Annotated in this window: 16 protein-coding genes and 1 other annotated feature; of the genes, 10 read left to right on the top strand and 6 right to left on the bottom strand. The window is 52.1% G+C overall.

Annotated features, from left to right (window positions below):
• Window positions 1–428: 428 nt before the first annotated feature.
• The 3 genes from J1782_RS12380 to J1782_RS12370 are packed head-to-tail and all read left to right on the top strand — an operon-like array spanning window position 429 to window position 2,915.
• Entirely contained in the window at window positions 429–1,157 is a 729-nt protein-coding gene (locus J1782_RS12380; protein WP_217153250.1) for a metal ABC transporter ATP-binding protein, read from the top strand.
• On the top strand, window positions 1,154–2,011 hold the full coding sequence (locus J1782_RS12375; protein ID WP_165059320.1) for a metal ABC transporter permease: 858 nt from the start codon (window positions 1,154–1,156) through the stop codon (window positions 2,009–2,011). Before J1782_RS12380 ends, J1782_RS12375 begins: the two co-directional genes overlap by 4 nt.
• Window positions 2,012–2,036: 25 nt before the next feature.
• Window positions 2,037–2,915, top strand: coding sequence for a metal ABC transporter substrate-binding protein (locus J1782_RS12370; RefSeq protein WP_152328028.1), 879 nt, complete (start codon window positions 2,037–2,039; stop codon window positions 2,913–2,915).
• 120 nt (window positions 2,916–3,035) lie between these two features.
• On the opposite strand, the gene ykgO is transcribed toward J1782_RS12370, so the two are convergent.
• From ykgO to J1782_RS12350, 4 genes are all read right to left on the bottom strand, one after another.
• Entirely contained in the window at window positions 3,036–3,176 is a 141-nt protein-coding gene (gene ykgO, locus J1782_RS12365; RefSeq protein ID WP_095924976.1) for a type B 50S ribosomal protein L36, read from the bottom strand.
• 20 nt (window positions 3,177–3,196) lie between these two features.
• The gene (locus tag J1782_RS12360) at window positions 3,197–3,451 is read right to left on the bottom strand and encodes a type B 50S ribosomal protein L31 (RefSeq protein WP_101075513.1); all 255 of its coding nucleotides are present in this window, start codon (window positions 3,449–3,451) and stop codon (window positions 3,197–3,199) included.
• 119 nt (window positions 3,452–3,570) lie between these two features.
• Window positions 3,571–6,723 (bottom strand): multidrug efflux RND transporter permease subunit AcrB, encoded by a 3,153-nt coding sequence (gene acrB / locus J1782_RS12355; RefSeq protein WP_152327893.1) that lies wholly within the window; start codon window positions 6,721–6,723, stop codon window positions 3,571–3,573.
• 16 nt (window positions 6,724–6,739) lie between these two features.
• Entirely contained in the window at window positions 6,740–7,915 is a 1,176-nt protein-coding gene (locus J1782_RS12350; protein WP_152327894.1) for an efflux RND transporter periplasmic adaptor subunit, read from the bottom strand.
• Window positions 7,916–8,056: 141 nt separating this feature from the next.
• On the opposite strand from J1782_RS12350, the gene acrR reads away from it, so the two are divergent.
• Window positions 8,057–8,704 (top strand): multidrug efflux transporter transcriptional repressor AcrR, encoded by a 648-nt coding sequence (gene acrR, locus J1782_RS12345; protein ID WP_195814286.1) that lies wholly within the window; start codon window positions 8,057–8,059, stop codon window positions 8,702–8,704.
• Window positions 8,705–8,884: 180 nt separating this feature from the next.
• The gene (mscK, locus tag J1782_RS12340) at window positions 8,885–12,268 is read left to right on the top strand and encodes a mechanosensitive channel MscK (protein ID WP_371819777.1); all 3,384 of its coding nucleotides are present in this window, start codon (window positions 8,885–8,887) and stop codon (window positions 12,266–12,268) included.
• Between the two features lie 64 nt (window positions 12,269–12,332).
• On the opposite strand, the gene rsmS is transcribed toward mscK, so the two are convergent.
• Entirely contained in the window at window positions 12,333–12,506 is a 174-nt protein-coding gene (gene rsmS / locus J1782_RS12335) for a pleiotropic regulatory protein RsmS (RefSeq protein WP_101075801.1), read from the bottom strand.
• Between the two features lie 95 nt (window positions 12,507–12,601).
• Complete coding sequence (gene priC, locus J1782_RS12330) at window positions 12,602–13,138, bottom strand: primosomal replication protein PriC (protein ID WP_152327897.1); 537 nt, start codon at window positions 13,136–13,138, stop codon at window positions 12,602–12,604.
• Between the two features lie 135 nt (window positions 13,139–13,273).
• Here priC and J1782_RS12325 point away from each other — a divergent pair, with 135 nt between their 5' ends.
• The 5 genes from J1782_RS12325 to recR all read left to right on the top strand — a co-directional run bounded on the left by J1782_RS12325 (window position 13,274) and on the right by recR (window position 17,394).
• Window positions 13,274–13,642: a DUF454 family protein gene (locus J1782_RS12325; protein ID WP_152327898.1), complete on the top strand. Its 369-nt coding sequence runs from the start codon at window positions 13,274–13,276 to the stop codon at window positions 13,640–13,642.
• Between the two features lie 184 nt (window positions 13,643–13,826).
• A complete protein-coding gene (gene apt / locus J1782_RS12320; protein ID WP_152327899.1) occupies window positions 13,827–14,378 on the top strand; it encodes an adenine phosphoribosyltransferase in 552 nt (183 codons plus the stop codon).
• Between the two features lie 75 nt (window positions 14,379–14,453).
• Window positions 14,454–16,418 (top strand): DNA polymerase III subunit gamma/tau, encoded by a 1,965-nt coding sequence (dnaX, locus tag J1782_RS12315; protein WP_217153248.1) that lies wholly within the window; start codon window positions 14,454–14,456, stop codon window positions 16,416–16,418.
• Window positions 15,751–15,815 (top strand) — a sequence feature (DnaX frameshifting element). It overlaps the preceding gene by 65 nt.
• A 41-nt stretch (window positions 16,419–16,459) precedes the next feature.
• Window positions 16,460–16,789: a YbaB/EbfC family nucleoid-associated protein gene (locus J1782_RS12310; protein ID WP_013576599.1), complete on the top strand. Its 330-nt coding sequence runs from the start codon at window positions 16,460–16,462 to the stop codon at window positions 16,787–16,789.
• Window positions 16,789–17,394, top strand: a complete 606-nt coding sequence (recR, locus tag J1782_RS12305; protein WP_095924987.1) for a recombination mediator RecR — start codon at window positions 16,789–16,791, stop codon at window positions 17,392–17,394. Before J1782_RS12310 ends, recR begins: the two co-directional genes overlap by 1 nt.
• Window positions 17,395–17,411: the final 17 nt, after the last annotated feature.

The raw sequence follows: 17,411 nt of genomic DNA, 5'->3' as shown, positions 1-17,411 counted from the left end.
GATAGAATTTTCTCATTAATATCGTAAGGGATGATTTTCTTCAACAGTAATTACCTCTTACTCACTTACCTTTTCATTATTGCACATTTTTAACAGGATGTGTTTTGACCAGTGAAAAAAAAAACCTGACAGAAATTTTATAACTTTCTGATTCTCATGAAAATTATCATCAGCACATCAATTTTTACCCTTTTCTGACATTTTTGCCCGCAGTTCGGTGCCAGGGCACCGGCTGAAATCCTCCAGCCGGTAAAAAACTGAAACAGTTCACGTATTGCTCTGCAGTTTGGTTTGTGATGTTATATTGTAACGAATGGAGGGGCCATGACTAAAACACTCTTTACGCTTTCTTCGCCGGTACGCTGCGTTGCGGTACTGGCTGTGCTCGTTGTTTTATGGGCTGCGATTTATTGGGCGATTTCACTACCATGATTTTTGTTAATAATGTCGAAGTCGGTTATGACCGGCATGCGGTTGCCATGCCGTTGAACGGGCAGTTTCGAAGTGGTTCACTGACGGCCATTATCGGCGCGAACGGTGCAGGGAAATCGACGTTTCTGAAAACACTCGCAGGTCTGCAACAGTCTGTGGCGGGCGATATTACGTTTACCAGTGGCAAGCGTCCGCGGCTGGCGTATTTACCGCAGCAGGCCGAACTGGATCGCGGATTTCCTATCAGCGTCTTTGATCTGGTCGCTATGGGCTGCTGGCCGCAAAGCGGTTTGTTTGGCGGAATTAGTCGCCAGTCTGCGGCGGCGGTGGCAAAGGCGTTAGATACTGTCGGCATGACAGAAATGTCACTGCTTCCTGTGGGTTCGCTTTCCGGCGGTCAGTTGCAGCGCACGTTGTTCGCGCGTTTGCTGGTTCAGCAGGCGCCGTTAATTATGCTCGATGAGCCGTTTACCGGCATCGACAGCCAGACGACTGAACTGCTGCTGAAAGTCATTGCGCAGTGGCATCAGGAAGGTAAAACCGTGATCGCAGTTTTACACGACATCTCTATGGTTGCCCGGCATTTTCCCCATGTGCTTTATCTCAGCGCAAGCCAAAATCTGTGGGGAAGTGCGCACGACGTTCTCAGACATTTTCCTCATCAGGCGCATGCCTGCGTCTCGGCAGAACCTTTCTCTCTGGCGGCGGGAGTCGCAAATTCATGATGCTTTTTCATTTGCTGGCCGATCCCTTTATTGAATTCGGCTTTATGCGCCGCGCCTTAATCGCCTGTATCGCATTATCAATCAGCGCCACGCCGTTGGGCGTTTTCCTGTTATTACGTCGTATGAGTCTGGTCGGCGATGCACTTTCGCACGCGGTATTGCCCGGTGCCGCTATCGGCTATCTGATTTCGGGTATGTCGCTGGTCGCAATGGGGATCGGCGGGTTTATTGCAGGGCTGGCGGTTGCCATGTTATCCGGGCTGGTGAGCCGCAGAACGCAGCTTAAAGAAGACGCCAGTTTTGCCGGATTTTATCTCGGCTCGCTGGCGCTCGGCGTCACGCTGGTTTCGCTGCGCGGCTCGAGCGTCGACCTTCTGCACGTTTTGTTCGGTTCTATTCTGGCCATCGATTCTTCCGCCATGATTATGGTCGGCATTATCACCAGTCTGTCATTGCTGGTGCTGGCCTGTATTTATCGCGCGCTGGTGATTGAATCTTTCGACGCTTTATTTCTTCGTGTCAGCGCCGGGAAATGGCTGGCGGCGATCCACGGTATTTTTCTGGCGCTGGTCGTCATCAATCTGGTTGCCGGTTTCCAGATCCTCGGCACGCTGATGTCAGTCGGTTTAATGATGCTGCCTGCGGCCAGCGCACGTTTCTGGGCACGGGATTTACCGCACACCTTACTGAGCGCCATGATCATTGGTGTCATCGCCAGCGTGGTAGGGCTGATCTGGTCTTATTACGCATCGTTGCCGGCGGGACCGGCGATTGTGCTGAGCGCGACCGTTATTTTCTTTATTTCAGTTTTATTTGGAAAGCGCGGCGGGATGTTAACGGCCTCGCGTTGTTAAGAAGTACCACTATTAAGGGGACATGATGAAAGTATTACCTGTATCACTCGCAGTAGCTGCCCTGCTGTCGAGCCCGCTGGCAATGGCGAAAACCGTAGACGCGGTAGCCAGTTTTTCTATTCTGGGTGACATCGTTCAGGAAGTCGGGGGCGAACACGTTAAGGTTACGACGTTAGTCGGGCCGGATGGTGATCCGCACAGTTTTGAACCTTCACCGAAAGACAGCAAAGCCATCAATGCGTCTGACGTCGTGTTTGTCAGCGGTTTGGGGCTGGAAGGGTGGATTGATCGACTGGTGAAAGCTTCCGGTTATAAAGGCCATCTGGTAACGGCATCTGAAGGTGTTAATTCCCGCAAGATGGAAGAAGACGGTAAGCAAATCACCGATCCTCATGCCTGGAACAGCATGGCGAACGGCGTGATTTACGCGACCAATGTGATGAATGCGCTGATCAAAGCCGATCCGGAAGATGCGGATTATTTCCGCCAGCGCGGCACGGCTTACATTGAGCAGTTACAAAAGCTGGATGCCTGGGCGAAAACGGAATTCACCGGTATCCCTCAGTCAAAACGTAAAGTGCTGACCAGTCATGACGCATTTGGTTATTTCGGTCAGGAATATCACGTCAGCTTTATGGCTCCGGTCGGTTTTTCTACCGAAGCGGAAGCCAGCGCCAGTGGTGTGGCTTCACTGATTAAGCAGATTAAAGAAGAGAAAGTGAAAACTTACTTCATCGAGAACCAAACCGATCCACGTCTGGTGAAGCAGATTGCTGCTGCCAGCGGGGCGCAACCGGGTGGAGAGTTGTATCCGGAAGCATTGTCAGGCCCGCAAGGTCCGGCAACGACTTATGTGAAAGCGTTCAAGCATAACGTTGAGACGATTGTCGCCAGCATGAAATAAGATTTCCCTCCTCACGGTCATACTGTGGGGAGGTTTACATCATGTCTTAATCATAGAAAAAGCCCCGTCGGGCAAGCGGCGGGGCTTTTGTTTTATGGGTAAACGGGCCAGCAGAAAATATTAACGTTTCTTCTTTTTACCCTGTACCGCTTTGAAGCGTGGATTACTTTTACAAATCACATAAATCCGGCCTTTACGACGGACTACGCGGCAATCCGGATGTCGGTTTTTAGCTGAACGTAATGAACTGAGAACCTGCATTTCATTTTCCCTGGAGTGGTTTATTTCTTACCGAGGAAGCTGCCAAAGCGCTGATTGAAGCGCGCGGTGCTGCCTTCTTTGGAATATTCTTTCTGCTTGCCGGTGTAATACGGATGTGACGCTGAAGAGACTTCGATAGTCACATACGGATAGGTTGCGCCTTCCAGTTCAATGGTCCGGTCAGTAGAAATGGTTGAACCGACTTTGAAGTATTCGTCTGCGCTGGTGTCGTGAAAAACCACGGTGCGATACGCAGGATGTATAGCGGGTTTCATAATGCCTCGAAATGTTATGTTATACTATAACAATAAGTATGCACCCATCTGTTTTCCGGTTCAAGACTCAGGCGAAAAAAAAGGCCGCATATGCGGCCTTTTCTATGGAGCGTATCCTCTTACAGCGTCGGATGCTCTACTTTGTGGGTATGTTCGATGTCTTCGTTCTTCTTACCAAAGCGGCGGCGAACCACCACGAAGAAGACCGGAACAAAGAAAATCGCCAGCAGTGTTGCAGTGATCATCCCGCCCATTACGCCGGTACCTACGGCGTTCTGAGAACCGGAACCTGCACCGGAACTGATAACCAGCGGCATTACACCGAGGATAAAGGCCAGTGAGGTCATCAGAATCGGACGCAGACGCATACGAACCGCCTCCAGAGTTGATTCGATGAGACCTTTACCTTCTTTATCCATCAGGTCTTTGGCGAATTCGACAATCAATATGGCGTTCTTCGCGGACAACCCGATGGTGGTCAACAGACCTACCTGGAAGTAAACGTCGTTGCTCAGGCCACGCATTGTCGCGGCCAGAAGCGCACCGACCACACCGAGCGGCACTACCAGCATAACCGAGAACGGTATAGACCAGCTTTCATACAACGCCGCCAGACACAGGAAGACGACAATCAGTGAGATGGCGTACAGTGCCGGAGCCTGGTTACCTGACAGACGTTCCTGATAAGACAAACCAGTCCAGTCAAAGCCGATACCGTTTGGCAGTTTAGAAGCCAGAGACTCCATCATTGCCATCGCATCACCACTACTTTTACCCGGTGCTGGCTGACCCAGGATTTCCATCGAAGGCAGACCATTATAACGTTCCAGACGCGGTGAACCGTATTCCCATTTCGCGCTCGAGAACGCGGAGAACGGTACCATCTGGCCTGCGCTGCCACGGACATACAGATTATTAATATCGGAAGGCAGCATGCGATATTTGTTTTCAGCTTGTACGTACACCTTCTTCACACGACCACGGTCGATGAAGTCGTTGACGTAGCTACCACCAATCGATGCACCTAATGTGGTGTTGATGTCGGAAATTGAAACGCCAAGAGCCGTTGCTTTTTCCTGATCAATTTCGATTTTGAACTGTGGTGTATCTTCCAGACCGTTTGGACGAACCTGAGTCAGTAAGTCAGGATGCTGAGCAACCATGCCCAGCAACTGGTTACGTGCCTGGGTCAGTTTGTCATGCCCAAGGTTAGCCTGGTCAATCAGCTGGAAGTCGAAGCCTGTTGCCGTACCTAACTCAACAATTGCCGGTAAGTTGAACGGGAACACCAGCGCATCTTTGATGGTACTGAAAGCGCCCATTGCACGGCCTGCAATCGCAGGAACCTTGTTCTCAGCTCCGCCACGTTCAGACCAGTCTTTCAGACTGACGAACGCGATACCGGTGTTCTGACCACGACCTGCAAAGCCAAAGCCGTTAACGGTAAACACGGAGTTTACGTTGGCCTTTTCTTTGGTCAGGTAGTAATTGCTGACTTCATCGAGCACTTTCTGCGTACGTTCCTGCGTCGCACCTGCTGGCAACTGCGCCATGGTCAGGAATACGCCCTGGTCTTCTTCCGGCAGGAAGGAGGTTGGCAGGCGAATAAACAGGAACGCCATGCCGACAACGATCAACAGATAAATCACCAGATAACGACCGGTGCTGCGCAGAATGTTGCCTACGCTGTCGGTGTAGTGGTGCGTGCTTTGCTCAAATTTCTTGTTAAACCAGCCGAAGAAGCCTTTCTTCTCGTGATGCTCGCCTTTGGCAACCGGCTTAAGCATGGTCGCACACAGCGCTGGCGTCAGGATCATCGCCACCAGAACAGACAACACCATGGCCGAAACGATAGTGATGGAGAACTGACGGTAGATAACACCGGTAGAACCGCCGAAGAAGGCCATCGGGATGAATACTGCGGACAGCACCATCGCGATACCGACCAGAGCACCCTGGATTTGCTCCATGGATTTCTTGGTGGCTTCTTTTGGCGGCAGGCCGTCTTCGACCATCACGCGCTCGACGTTTTCTACCACCACGATGGCATCATCGACGAGCAAGCCTATCGCAAGCACCATCCCGAACATCGTCAGGGTGTTTATCGAGTATCCGAATGCTGCCAGAATCGCAAATGTACCGAGCAATACGACCGGAACCGCGATGGTTGGGATCAGCGTTGCGCGGAAGTTTTGCAGGAACAGGAACATGACGAGGAACACCAGAACGATAGCTTCGAACAGTGTTTTACCCACTTCCTTGATCGAGATTTTAACGAACGGCGTTGTATCGTACGGGTAAACGACTTCCAGGCCAGCCGGGAAGAATGGCTGAAGCTTAGCCAGCGTTGCCTTGACCGATGCTGCTGTATCAAGGGCGTTAGCGCCGGTCGCCAGTTTGATCCCTAAACCAGAAGCAGGTTGTCCGTTGAAGCGGGCAATAACATCGTAGTTTTCACCACCGAGTTCAATTTTTGCCACATCTTTCAAACGTACCTGAGAGCCATCCTGATTCACTTTCAGAATGATTTTACCGAACTCATCAGCGGACTTCAGACGAGTCTGCGCCACGATAGAGGAGTTCAGCTGTTGGCCCGGAACCGGTGGTGTACCACCGAGCTGGCCTGCGGCAATCTGGTTGTTCTGAATTTTGATTGCGTTGATGACATCAACCGGCGTCAGCTGGAAGTTATTCAGCTTGTTCGGATCCATCCAGATACGCATCGCGTACTGGGCACCAAACAGCTGAACGTCACCCACACCGGCGGTACGGCTGACCGGGTCTTTGATGTTCGAACCGACGTAGTCGGCGATGTCATCCTGGGTCATCGTACCGTTGTTGGAGATAAAGCCCGCTACCATCAGGAAGCTGCTGCTCGATTTCTCAACGGAGATACCCTGTTGCTGAACTTCCTGCGGCAGCAACGGTGTTGCCAACTGCAGTTTGTTCTGTACCTGAACCTGCGCGATATCCGCGTCGGTACCAGAAGCAAAGGTCAGGGTGATCTGAACCGTACCAGAAGAGTCACTGGTCGACGACATGTACATCATGTTGTCGATACCGTTCATGTTCTGTTCGATAACCTGCGTGACCGTATCCTGTACCGTCTGCGCATCCGCACCCGGGTAAGTTGCGGTCAGCTGGATAGCCGGTGGCGCAACGGTTGGATACTGTGCAATAGGCAATTTAAGAATTGCCAGTGCCCCCGCCAACATGATGATGATGGCGATCACCCATGCAAAGATGGGACGATCTATAAAAAACTTAGCCATGAATTACCGGCTCCTATTAAGACTTCGTCGCTGTAGCGGGTGCTGCTGCGTTTTGATCAACTTCCTGTGCAGTAACCGGTACGCCTGGCTTAATTTTTTGCAGACCTGTCACGATAACTTTATCGCCACTTTTCAGGCCATCGGTCACGACCCATTTGTCGCCGATTGCCTGCGTTGTGGTGACAGTGCGAAGTTCAACTTTATTGTCAGCACCTACCACCATCGCTGTCGCATCACCGCGTGGGTTACGGGTGATACCTTGCTGAGGAACCAGCAGAGCGTTGTTGTTTACCCCTTCATCAAGACGCGCACGCACGAACATGCCCGGCAGCAACGAACCTTGTGGGTTAGGGAAAATGGCACGCAACGTAATGGAGCCCGTCGTTTCATCAACCGTCACATCAGAGAATTCTAATGTACCCGCCTGCGTATATTCTTTACCGTTATCCAACAGCAGCTTGACCTGTGCTTTACCGTCCACCTGTTTCAGGGAACCATCAGCCAGTTCTTGTTTCAGACGCAGGAAGTCATTGCTCGACTGGGTCACGTCAACATAGATAGGATCCAGTTGCTGCACGGTCGCCATTGCGGTTGTCTGGCCGGTAGAGACCAGCGCGCCTTCGGTCACAGAGGAAATACCAATACGTCCGCTGATAGGGGAGGTCACTTTGGTGTAAGCCAGATTGATACGCGCCGTTTCAACAGCCGCTTTGGCTGTTACAACAGCCGCATCTGCCTGCGCTGCGGTCGCTACAGCAGTATCGTAATCTTGCTTACTGATGTAGTTAGTGCCGAGCAGAGGTTTGTAACGGGTCACGGTAAGACGAGAAATTTGCGCATTAGCCTGCGCTTTTACCAGATCGCCTTTAGCGCTGTCATAAGCGGCCTGATAAGTGGCTGGATCAATTTGATATAAAGAGGTCCCGGCTTTAATTTCGCTGCCTTCAACGAAGTTTCGTTTCAGAATAATGCCGCCAACCTGCGGACGTACTTCAGCAATACGGAAAGAAGCAGTACGGCCAGGAAGTTCGGTAGTCACATTAAGCGGTTCTGTTTTCAGTGTAACGACGCCTACCTGAGGGGCTTGCGGCGCACCTTTTTGGGCGTCTTTATCGTTACATCCTGTAAGTGCTAAACTTCCGGATAGCATCAGAACTACCGCCAGAGGCGTTAACCCTCTGTTTTTGTTCATAAATAAACCTCAAGTGTCCGATTTCAAATTGTCCAATGGATCACAAGACTTAAAATCCATTGCTGCGCTCTTAGTATGTGCATGCTATGTTACATACATTCAAGAATGTATGTAAATCAAACTCCCCTGAAAGATAATCCTATGGCACGAAAAACCAAATCACAGGCGCTGGAGACCAGGCAACACATACTGGATGCGGCTGTGCGTGAGTTTTCTGCCCGAGGGGTATCGTCGACATCACTGACTGATATTGCGAATGCAGCCGGTGTGACACGGGGCGCAATTTATTGGCATTTCAGGAACAAAGTGGAACTGTTTAACGCGATTTGGGAGGCCTATGAGTCCCAGATTAAAGTACTCGAACTAGAGTATCAGACAAAGTTTCCGAATAATCCACTGCGTATTTTGCGTGAAATCCTGATTTACATTCTGGTCGCCACGGTCACTGATCCTCAGCGTAAAGCATTGATGGAAATTATATTCCATAAATGTGAATTTGTTGGGGAGATGACGTCCGTTCATGAAGCCAGAAAATCCCTCTATATGGAAGGATACGGTAAAATTGAACGTATTCTTGAGAGATGTATTAAAGAAAAACAATTACCTGCCACACTGGATACCCGTCAGGCCGCCGTTATTTTGCGGGCTTACCTGACCGGGCTGATGGAAAACTGGTTGTTTATCCCCGAAAGCTTTGATTTACAAAGTAATGCTGAGCGGTTTGTGGACACTTATCTCGACATGCTGCGCCACTCCTCTTTCCTGGTTCTCCCGCCCAAAACCGTGTAATCGTTTTCTCGCAATTAATAAGTCTGCAATCTTTATTGACACCTCAGCCCAAAAATTTCACTTTCTGATGTTGTATTCAGAAACGCTTTTCTCCTTCCTTTAAAGTCGAACGCTGCTATTGTCATCCTTATATTATTCATTCGGCAAATGAGTTGAAGCTGACGTATGTTTATCCGGTGTATGGCCGTTCCTTCAGACAACGTTTCTGTCCTGAAAAAAAATGGGATTTGGCGCGTTTTCACGCTCGTGATTTATCTCTCAATATTGATATTTTCCCTTCCCGGTCATGCCGCCAGCAACGATATTCCGACCCGCAATGAAGTCCAAAATCAGCTGGATGCGTTAAACCGGCAGAAGAACCTGACGCCGGTAGATAAATTGTCGCAGCAGGATTTGATTCACACGCTGGAATATCTGGATGCGTTAGATCGGGTTAAACAGGATGTCACTCAGCTTCATCAGCAGGTTGCCGAAGCGCCGCAGAAACTGCGTGTTGCGATGGACGGGCTTGATCAGTTAAAGAACAGCACCAAAGATGACGTGGATAAAGCGCAGCTTTCCGCGTTGTCGCTGCGTCAGCTGGAGAATCGCCTCAATGATACGCTCGACGATCTCCAGTCCTCTCAGGAAGATTTGTCGACGTTCAACACCCAGCTGATTTCGCTGCAAACCCAGCCCGAACGCGTGCAGAACGCGATGTACAGCTATTCTCTGGCGATTCAGAAAATCCGTAATCAGCTCAACGGAATGTCGCCGGGGCAACAGGACCTTCGCAATACACAACAAACGATGCTGGTGACGCAGCAGGCGCTGCTCAGCGCGCAGATTGATTTACAGCGCAAAAGTCTCGAGGCCAACACCACGTTGCAGGATTTACTCCAAAAGCAACGTGACTACACCAACGCGCACATTAACCAGCTCGAACATACCGCGCAGTTATTGCAGGAAGTGGTAAATGGCAAGCGACTGATTTTGTCCGAGCGGACGGCGAAAGAAGCCCAGACGCCGGACGATACCTCGAACATTCAGAACGACCCGCTGGTGGCGCAGGAGTTGGGAATTAACCGCAAGCTCAGCGAACGTCTGATTGCCGCCACGGAAGAGGGCAACCAGCTGGTTCAGAAAAATATCACGGTAAAAAACTGGCTCGACCGTTCTGCGCAGGCCGAGCATGATCTTAAAGAGCAAATTACCGTACTGAAAGGCAGCTTATTGCTTTCGCGGATCCTGTATCAGCAACAGCAAAATACTATTCCGCCGTCCGGCCTGATCACTGACATGAGTGCGCACATTGCCGATTTACGCCTTGAACAGTTCACCATTAACCAGCAGCGTGACGCGTTATTCCAGGGCGACAGTTACATTCAGGGCGTCGTCGCCACCAGCAAAGAAAACATTAACGAAGATATCAGCGACGCGCTCGATCAAATTGTGGACATGCGCCGTGAACTGCTCGATCAACTGAATAAACAGCTCGGCAATCAGCTTTCTCTGGCAATCAATTTGCAGATTAACCAGCAGCAACTGATAAGTATTAACCAGTCGCTGACCGAAACGCTGACGCAGCAGATTTTCTGGGTGAGCAGCAACAAACCGATGAACTGGGAATTCATAAAGTCGCTGCCTGACGATGTGAAAAACCAGCTGAGCAGTCTGAGTTTTAATTTCCCGCGCGGCGAGCTGATGATGGGCGCGCTGCATTCATTGCCCGCCACGATCCCGGTTTTACTGGTCATTCTGCTTTTACTCTGGCGCCGGAAATATATCAACCAGCGCATCGAATCTCTGAGTAATGATGTCGGGCAACTCAAGCGTGACAGCCAGCTGCACACGCCGCAGGCGCTGATTCTTCTCGCGCTCAATGTGCTGCCGGGTGTGTTTCTGACGCTGGGCATCGGCTACTGGCTTTCACAATGCGATATTGATTCGAGTGATTTTTTATGGACGCTGGCGCAGCGGCTGGCCGTCTTCCAGTTTGTGATGGGCTTTTGCTACCGGATGCTCAAACCGGGCGGCATTAATGAACGCCACTTTAATACGCCGGTTGCCACATGCGCACATTACCGGCGTTCGGTGATCCGCCTGAGCCTGGTGATGTTGCCGCTGATCTTCTGGTCGGTACGCGGTGAAAAAGCGCCGCTGGGGCTGGTGGACGACATCATCGGGCAGATAGTGATATTCCTGACCTTACTGGCGCTGAGCGTGCTGGTCTTCCCGATTGCCCGCGACGGCTGGCGTGAAAAAGATTCTCACAGCATTCGTCTCGTGATGGTCACGGCTATTGCGCTGGCACCGGTTTTCCTGACAGGGCTGGTCGTCACCGGCTACTTCTACACCACGCTACGTCTTGCAGGTCGCTGGATTGACAGCCTTTATCTGCTGATTTTCTGGAACATCATGTATCTCACCGCGCTGCGAGGACTGAGTGTGGCGGCGCGACGGCTGGCTTATCGCCGTGCGCTGGCAAGGCGGCAGACTGCCGCTGCGAAAGAGGGCGCGGAAGGGAGTGAACCGGTAGAAGAAGAGCCGCCGCTGGGCTTGGATCAGATTAACCAGCAGTCTTTGCGGCTGACCACCATGGTGTTGTTCTTCATCTTTGCCACCGTGTTTTACTGGATTTGGTCTGATTTACTGACGGTGATTTCCTATCTCGACAGCATTTCACTGTGGCATTACTCCGGCACAGTGGCCGGAACCGTGACGCAACAAACGGTCACACTGGGGAATTTATTGCTTGGATTCCTGGCGGTGATAGTGGCGTATGTTTTAACGCGCAACTTGCCGGGATTGCTGGAAGTTGTGGTGCTTTCGCGCCTCCAGCTGCGGCAGGGGACGTCGTACGCCATCACCACGATCCTGACTTATTCGATTACGGTGATTGGCGCTATAACTGCACTCGGATCGCTCGGCGTTTCCTGGGATAAATTGCAGTGGCTGGTGGCAGCACTGTCGGTCGGGCTGGGCTTTGGTTTGCAGGAGATTTTCGCCAACTTCGTATCGGGTCTGATCATATTGTTTGAACGCCCGGTGCGTATTGGCGATACCGTTACTATCGGTACGTTCTCGGGCACGGTCAGCCGCATCCGTATCCGCGCGACGACGATTATCGACTTTGACCGCAAAGAAGTGATCATCCCGAACAAAGCATTCGTTACTGAGCGGCTGATCAACTGGTCGCTGAGCGACACCGTGACCCGTGTGCTGATCAAAATCGGTGTGGCCTACGGATCCGATCTCGACAAAGTGAAAGAGATCTTATTGCAAGCGGCGCATGAGAATCCGCGCGTGATGAGTGATCCTTCGCCGCTGGTGTTTTTCCTGAATTTCGGTGCCAGCACGCTGGATCACGAACTGCGGGTTTATGTCCGTGAACTGGGGGATCGCAGTTATACCGTCGATGAGCTTAACCGCAGCATTGATAAACTTTGCCGCGAAAACGACATCAATATCGCCTTCAATCAGTTGGAAGTGTATTTGCATAACCAGGACGGGAATGAAGTGCAGGAACTGAAGCGGTCGCTGAGACAACCGGGAGATGAACCGGACGCGCTGCCGCAGAGCTGATTACCGCCGGACAATTCAGGGGAAAGCGACGAATTCCCCTGAAACAGGCAGCCGGGCGGACGGCTTAGAGATAACTGATAGAAAGCGTGTTTTTGCTGTTTTTCAGCTTTTCCTGATAATCACGCTGAACGATTTCCAGTGCTGCAAGAGCCGTCTCGGGCGCAATTTCATTGCACTCAAGCAGGTAAATCAGATCGACAGCAAGCTGAAGTTCGGGGGGCGCATTTTCTACTGACATATTGGCCAACATTATTAGAAGCAGGTTTTGGACTTATCATTATAGATAAGAAAAGGCGGGCTCTGAATGCCGGATTCAAAAAATGTGATAAAGATTCAAAAACCTTTTTCCTGACGCTCGATTTGTCTCTCAATTTTAGCCAGCGCCTGACGACAACGCATCAGACGGCCTTCCAGTGCAGCCAGTTCTTTCTGTACCCGCTGCTGATCGGCGAAAGTAGCCAGTTGTCCGAGCGTCGTTTCCCGGTCTTCAATCATTGCCACCAGACGGCGCTCAAACTGCTGAGTTTCCGCCAGTCGCGTATAGTTATCATGGCTTTTGCGTTCCGGCGTCTGGTGCGTTTTCCGCAATGTTTGCGTCGCCAGTTCGCGCTGCATGGCGGTAATTTGCGCCACCAGTCGTTCGGCAATAAAAGCCACCTGCGCTGAACGCTTTTCGACAACTTCCTGATTCAGTTGCTGCAAATTGATTTTTATTTCAGCCAGATAATCCCGCAGACGGGTGCCTTTGGTTGAAAACAGGGCGACATCAAAGCGCGCCTGAGAAGCCGAAACGTGGCCAATCGGCTCAATTTCCCGCGCCAGCGTTTCTATCTGCTGATCAAGGACATGTAAAATTCGTTCTGTGCTCACGGCGACTCTCCTTGGATGACGCGCCTAGCTTACCTGTAACCCCCGGCGATACAAGTCTCACCCGGATATGACAGCAATCTCACACTTGTTTACACTGGGACACATCTTTCCTCATTCTAAAACCTTAACCTCTCCATGAAACGTGTTCTGTTGATTATCGGTGGCTGGGTATGTGTCGTGCTGGCCACACTGGGTGTCGTCTTGCCGTTGCTACCAACGACGCCTTTTTTGCTGCTCGCCGCCTGGTGTTTCGCCCGATCATCGCCACGTTTCCACCAGTGGTTACTCTATCGTTCATGGTTTGGCGGTTACCTTCGCCACTGGCAGCAACATCGTGCGTTGCCAAAAGGGGCAAAACCCAAAGCAGTGATCCTGATCGCAGTGACTTTCGCCATTTCGATTTATTTTGTCCCGCTATTATGGGTGCGTATTTTATTGGTCTGCATGATGTTTATGTTGCTGATCATGATGTGGCGATTACCAGTGGTTGACCTTGAGCAATAAAAAAGGTGATCATGTCCGGCTGCGGGTTGCTTTTTAAAGCAGCTTTGCATAGATTTGGGCATCTCGTACGTCGGTGCGCTCCCAATTTCCTTCCTTAAACGGCATGCTTTATATGAGCGTGACGGGGGACATTTGACCGCCCGCGTTTAAGTATGAACAGCAGCTTTATCAGGCAATTAACATTATGACCGCTACCGCACAGCAGCTACAGTTTATTAAAGACAGTATTAAGACCATCCCTGACTATCCTAAGCCAGGCATACTGTTCCGTGACGTCACCAGCTTGCTGGAAGACCCGAAAGCTTATGCTGCAAGCATTCAGTTACTGGCCGATCGTTACCGCGACGCCGGTGTGACCAAAGTGGTCGGCACCGAAGCACGGGGTTTCCTGTTTGGCGCACCGGTTGCCCTGGTTCTGGGCGTGGGTTTTGTCCCCGTTCGCAAGCCAGGTAAATTACCGCGTAAAACTATCAGCGAAACGTATGATCTTGAATACGGTACTGACAGCCTTGAAATCCACGTCGATGCTATTCAGCCTGGCGAAAAAATTCTGGTGATCGACGATTTGCTGGCAACAGGTGGCACGATTGAAGCCACCGCGAAACTGATCCGCCGTCTGGGTGGGGAAGTAACCGACGCCGCTTTCATCATCAACCTGCCGGAACTCGGCGGTGAAAAACGCCTCAACGATTTAAGCATCAACTGCTACAGCCTGGTTTCTTTCGACGGGCATTGATCCAGACAAGCCTCGCCTGCTCAGGCGAGGCTGTGATAGCATTGCCTTCATGATCCCCTGACTTTCCCGGTATTAATGAGCTATCAGGTTCTTGCCCGTAAGTGGCGCCCCCAAACTTTTGCCGACGTCGTCGGACAGGAACATGTGCTGACCGCACTGGCTAATGGCCTGTCGCTCGGGCGCATCCATCACGCTTACCTGTTTTCCGGTACCCGCGGCGTGGGGAAAACCACTATTGCCCGCTTGCTGGCGAAAGGGCTTAACTGCGAAACGGGCATCACGTCCACACCTTGTGGCGTTTGTGATAACTGCCGCGAAATCGAGCAGGGCCGTTTTGTTGACCTGATCGAAATCGACGCCGCTTCCCGCACCAAAGTTGAAGATACCCGCGAATTGCTGGATAACGTGCAATACGCACCGGCCCGTGGCCGCTTCAAAGTTTACCTGATTGACGAAGTCCACATGCTCTCGCGCCACAGCTTTAATGCACTGTTGAAGACGCTCGAAGAGCCGCCGGAGCACGTGAAATTCCTGCTGGCGACCACCGATCCGCAAAAATTACCGGTCACTATTTTATCGCGTTGTTTGCAGTTCCATCTGAAGGCGCTGTACGCTGAACAGATCCGCAAACAGCTCGAACACGTTTTAACTGAAGAAACCATCACGACTGAACCGCGTGCGCTTCAACTGCTTTCTCGCGCGGCGGACGGCAGTATGCGTGATGCGCTGAGCCTTACCGACCAGGCCATCGCCATGGGGCAGGGCGCGGTGACGACAGAAACCGTAGCGCAGATGCTCGGTACGCTTGACGACGAACAGCCGCTGGCCATGCTTGAAGCGCTGGTCAGTGCGGACGGCGGCCAGATGATGGCGCAGGTGGAACAGGCCGCATCGCGTGGCGTGGACTGGGAAAATCTGCTGGTGGAAACGCTGGCATTACTGCACCGCATTGCGATGGTTCAGCTGTTACCTTCCGTCCTCGACAACCATTACGCCGCGATCGAACAACGTTTGCGTGAGCTGGCGCGGGTGATTCCACCAGCCGACGTCCAGCTTTACTACCAGACATTACTGATTGGCCGCAAAGAGCTGGCGTATGCGCCGGACAAACGCATGGGCGTTGAAATGACGTTGCTGCGCGCGCTGGCCTTCCATCCGAAAGTCATTATTGCAGAACCGGCGCCTCAGCCGGTGGCGGCTCCTGCGTACGTTCCACCACAGGCACCGGCGCAGTCCGCCGCGCCGTACAACGCGCCTCAGGCTCCGCAAGCTCCACAGAATTATTCGTCATCGCCGTCGCAGGGCAATGCGGAACCGGCGCAGATGCCGGACACCACCGCCCAGCTTTTGCAGGCGCGAACTCAGTTGCTCAGGCAGGGGAGTACCACCCCAAAAAAAGCTGAGCCGGCAGCGCCAGGAAAAGCGCGGCCGGCAAATTCAGCACTGGAGCGCCTCGCTTCGGTGACTGAACGTGCGCAGACAATGGCCAGCGTGAAGAAAGAACCCGCTGCGCCGGTAAAAGAAGAGGCGTACCGCTGGGTTGCGCAGAACGAACCGGAAGAAGCGCCGGAACCGGTCGCCACGCCAAAAGCATTACGTGCCGCGCTGGAACATGAAAAATCGCCGGAACTGGCTTCGCGTCTCGCCGAAGAAGCTATTGAACGTGACGCATGGGCCGCTCAGATTAGCCAGATGCCAATGCCAAAACTGGTACAACAGCTGGCACTGAATGCATTTTGTGAGCAACCCGAGCCGGGCAAAATTTGCCTGCATCTGCGTTCATCGCAAAAGCACCTGAATTCACCGTCGGCGCAGAAAGTACTGTCGGATGCCTTATCGGCACTGCATCAGACTCCGGTTGAACTGACCGTAGTGGAAGATGATAATCTGGCGGTGAAAACGCCGCTGGAATGGCGTCAGGCCATTTATGAAGAAAAGCTGGCGCAGGCGCGTCAGTCTATTATTGCGGATAACAACATTCAGACTTTGCGTCGTTTCTTCGATGCAGAGCTGGATGAAGAAAGTATTCGCCCTATTTAAACGCCGCGGTTGTGACGCGGCCATTGCTGAGAGAGAAGACTATGTTTGGAAAAGGCGGCATTGGTAACCTGATGAAACAGGCCCAGCAAATGCAGGAAAAAATGCAACAAGCTCAGGCGGAAATCGCTCAGCTGGAAGTCACCGGTGAATCAGGCGCTGGCCTGGTGAAAATCACCATCAACGGTGCGCACAACGTGCGTCGCGTTGAAATCGATCCAAGCCTGCTGGAAGACGATAAAGACATGCTGGAAGATCTGATCGCTGCGGCGTTCAACGATGCGGCTCGTCGTATCGACGAAACTCAGAAAGAAAAAATGGCAGCGGTGTCTGGCGGCATGCAATTGCCACCAGGCTTTAAGATGCCATTCTGATGCAAACCAGCCCTCTCCTTGAATCTTTAATGGAGGCGTTGCGTTGCCTGCCGGGCGTTGGCCCGAAGTCAGCGCAGCGTATGGCATTCCAGCTGCTGCAACGTGATCGCAGCGGCGGAATGCGGCTGGCGCAGTCTTTAACGCGCGCCATGTCTGAAATCGGTCACTGTGCCGATTGCCGTACTTTTACCGAGCAGGAAATCTGTACGATTTGCGCCAATCCACGGCGTAAAGAGAACGGCCAGATTTGCGTGGTCGAAAGCCCGGCGGACATTCACGCGATAGAACAAACCGGTCAGTTTTCCGGTCGCTATTTTGTGCTGATGGGCCACCTGTCACCGCTGGATGGCATCGGGCCGGACGATATTGGTTTAGGCCGTCTGGAAGAGCGTCTTGAGAGTGAAAACATTCAGGAAGTGATTCTGGCGACTAACCCGACGGTTGAAGGTGAAGCGACCGCTAACTACATCGCAGAAATGTGCGGCCAGTATGGCGTGCTGGCGAGCCGTATCGCGCACGGTGTGCCGGTCGGCGGCGAACTGGATATGGTTGACGGCACCACGCTGTCGCATTCCCTCGCCGGACGCAATCCCTTCCGGTTCTGACTATTATCGCCGGGCGC

The organism is Rahnella sp. BCC 1045 (genome assembly GCF_019049615.1).
GTDB lineage: Bacteria > Pseudomonadota > Gammaproteobacteria > Enterobacterales > Enterobacteriaceae > Rahnella > Rahnella contaminans.
The sequence above is the reverse complement of the archived record's forward strand: the minus strand, read 5'-3'. Positions and strand labels throughout refer to the sequence as shown.

What these genes read in the sequence shown, in the direction of transcription:
- rsmS (WP_101075801.1), bottom strand. Translation starts at nt 12,506, where the DNA reads ATGTCAGTAGAAAATGCGCCCCCCGAACTTCAGCTTGCTGTCGATCTG.
- J1782_RS12370 (WP_152328028.1), top strand. Translation starts at nt 2,037, where the DNA reads ATGAAAGTATTACCTGTATCACTCGCAGTAGCTGCCCTGCTGTCGAGC.
- dnaX (WP_217153248.1), top strand. Translation starts at nt 14,454, where the DNA reads ATGAGCTATCAGGTTCTTGCCCGTAAGTGGCGCCCCCAAACTTTTGCC.
- apt (WP_152327899.1), top strand. Translation starts at nt 13,827, where the DNA reads ATGACCGCTACCGCACAGCAGCTACAGTTTATTAAAGACAGTATTAAG.
- J1782_RS12310 (WP_013576599.1), top strand. Translation starts at nt 16,460, where the DNA reads ATGTTTGGAAAAGGCGGCATTGGTAACCTGATGAAACAGGCCCAGCAA.
- J1782_RS12350 (WP_152327894.1), bottom strand. Translation starts at nt 7,915, where the DNA reads ATGAACAAAAACAGAGGGTTAACGCCTCTGGCGGTAGTTCTGATGCTA.
- acrR (WP_195814286.1), top strand. Translation starts at nt 8,057, where the DNA reads ATGGCACGAAAAACCAAATCACAGGCGCTGGAGACCAGGCAACACATA.
- J1782_RS12360 (WP_101075513.1), bottom strand. Translation starts at nt 3,451, where the DNA reads ATGAAACCCGCTATACATCCTGCGTATCGCACCGTGGTTTTTCACGAC.
- J1782_RS12380 (WP_217153250.1), top strand. Translation starts at nt 429, where the DNA reads ATGATTTTTGTTAATAATGTCGAAGTCGGTTATGACCGGCATGCGGTT.
- J1782_RS12375 (WP_165059320.1), top strand. Translation starts at nt 1,154, where the DNA reads ATGATGCTTTTTCATTTGCTGGCCGATCCCTTTATTGAATTCGGCTTT.
- J1782_RS12325 (WP_152327898.1), top strand. Translation starts at nt 13,274, where the DNA reads ATGAAACGTGTTCTGTTGATTATCGGTGGCTGGGTATGTGTCGTGCTG.
- mscK (WP_371819777.1), top strand. Translation starts at nt 8,885, where the DNA reads ATGGCCGTTCCTTCAGACAACGTTTCTGTCCTGAAAAAAAATGGGATT.
- recR (WP_095924987.1), top strand. Translation starts at nt 16,789, where the DNA reads ATGCAAACCAGCCCTCTCCTTGAATCTTTAATGGAGGCGTTGCGTTGC.
- acrB (WP_152327893.1), bottom strand. Translation starts at nt 6,723, where the DNA reads ATGGCTAAGTTTTTTATAGATCGTCCCATCTTTGCATGGGTGATCGCC.
- ykgO (WP_095924976.1), bottom strand. Translation starts at nt 3,176, where the DNA reads ATGCAGGTTCTCAGTTCATTACGTTCAGCTAAAAACCGACATCCGGAT.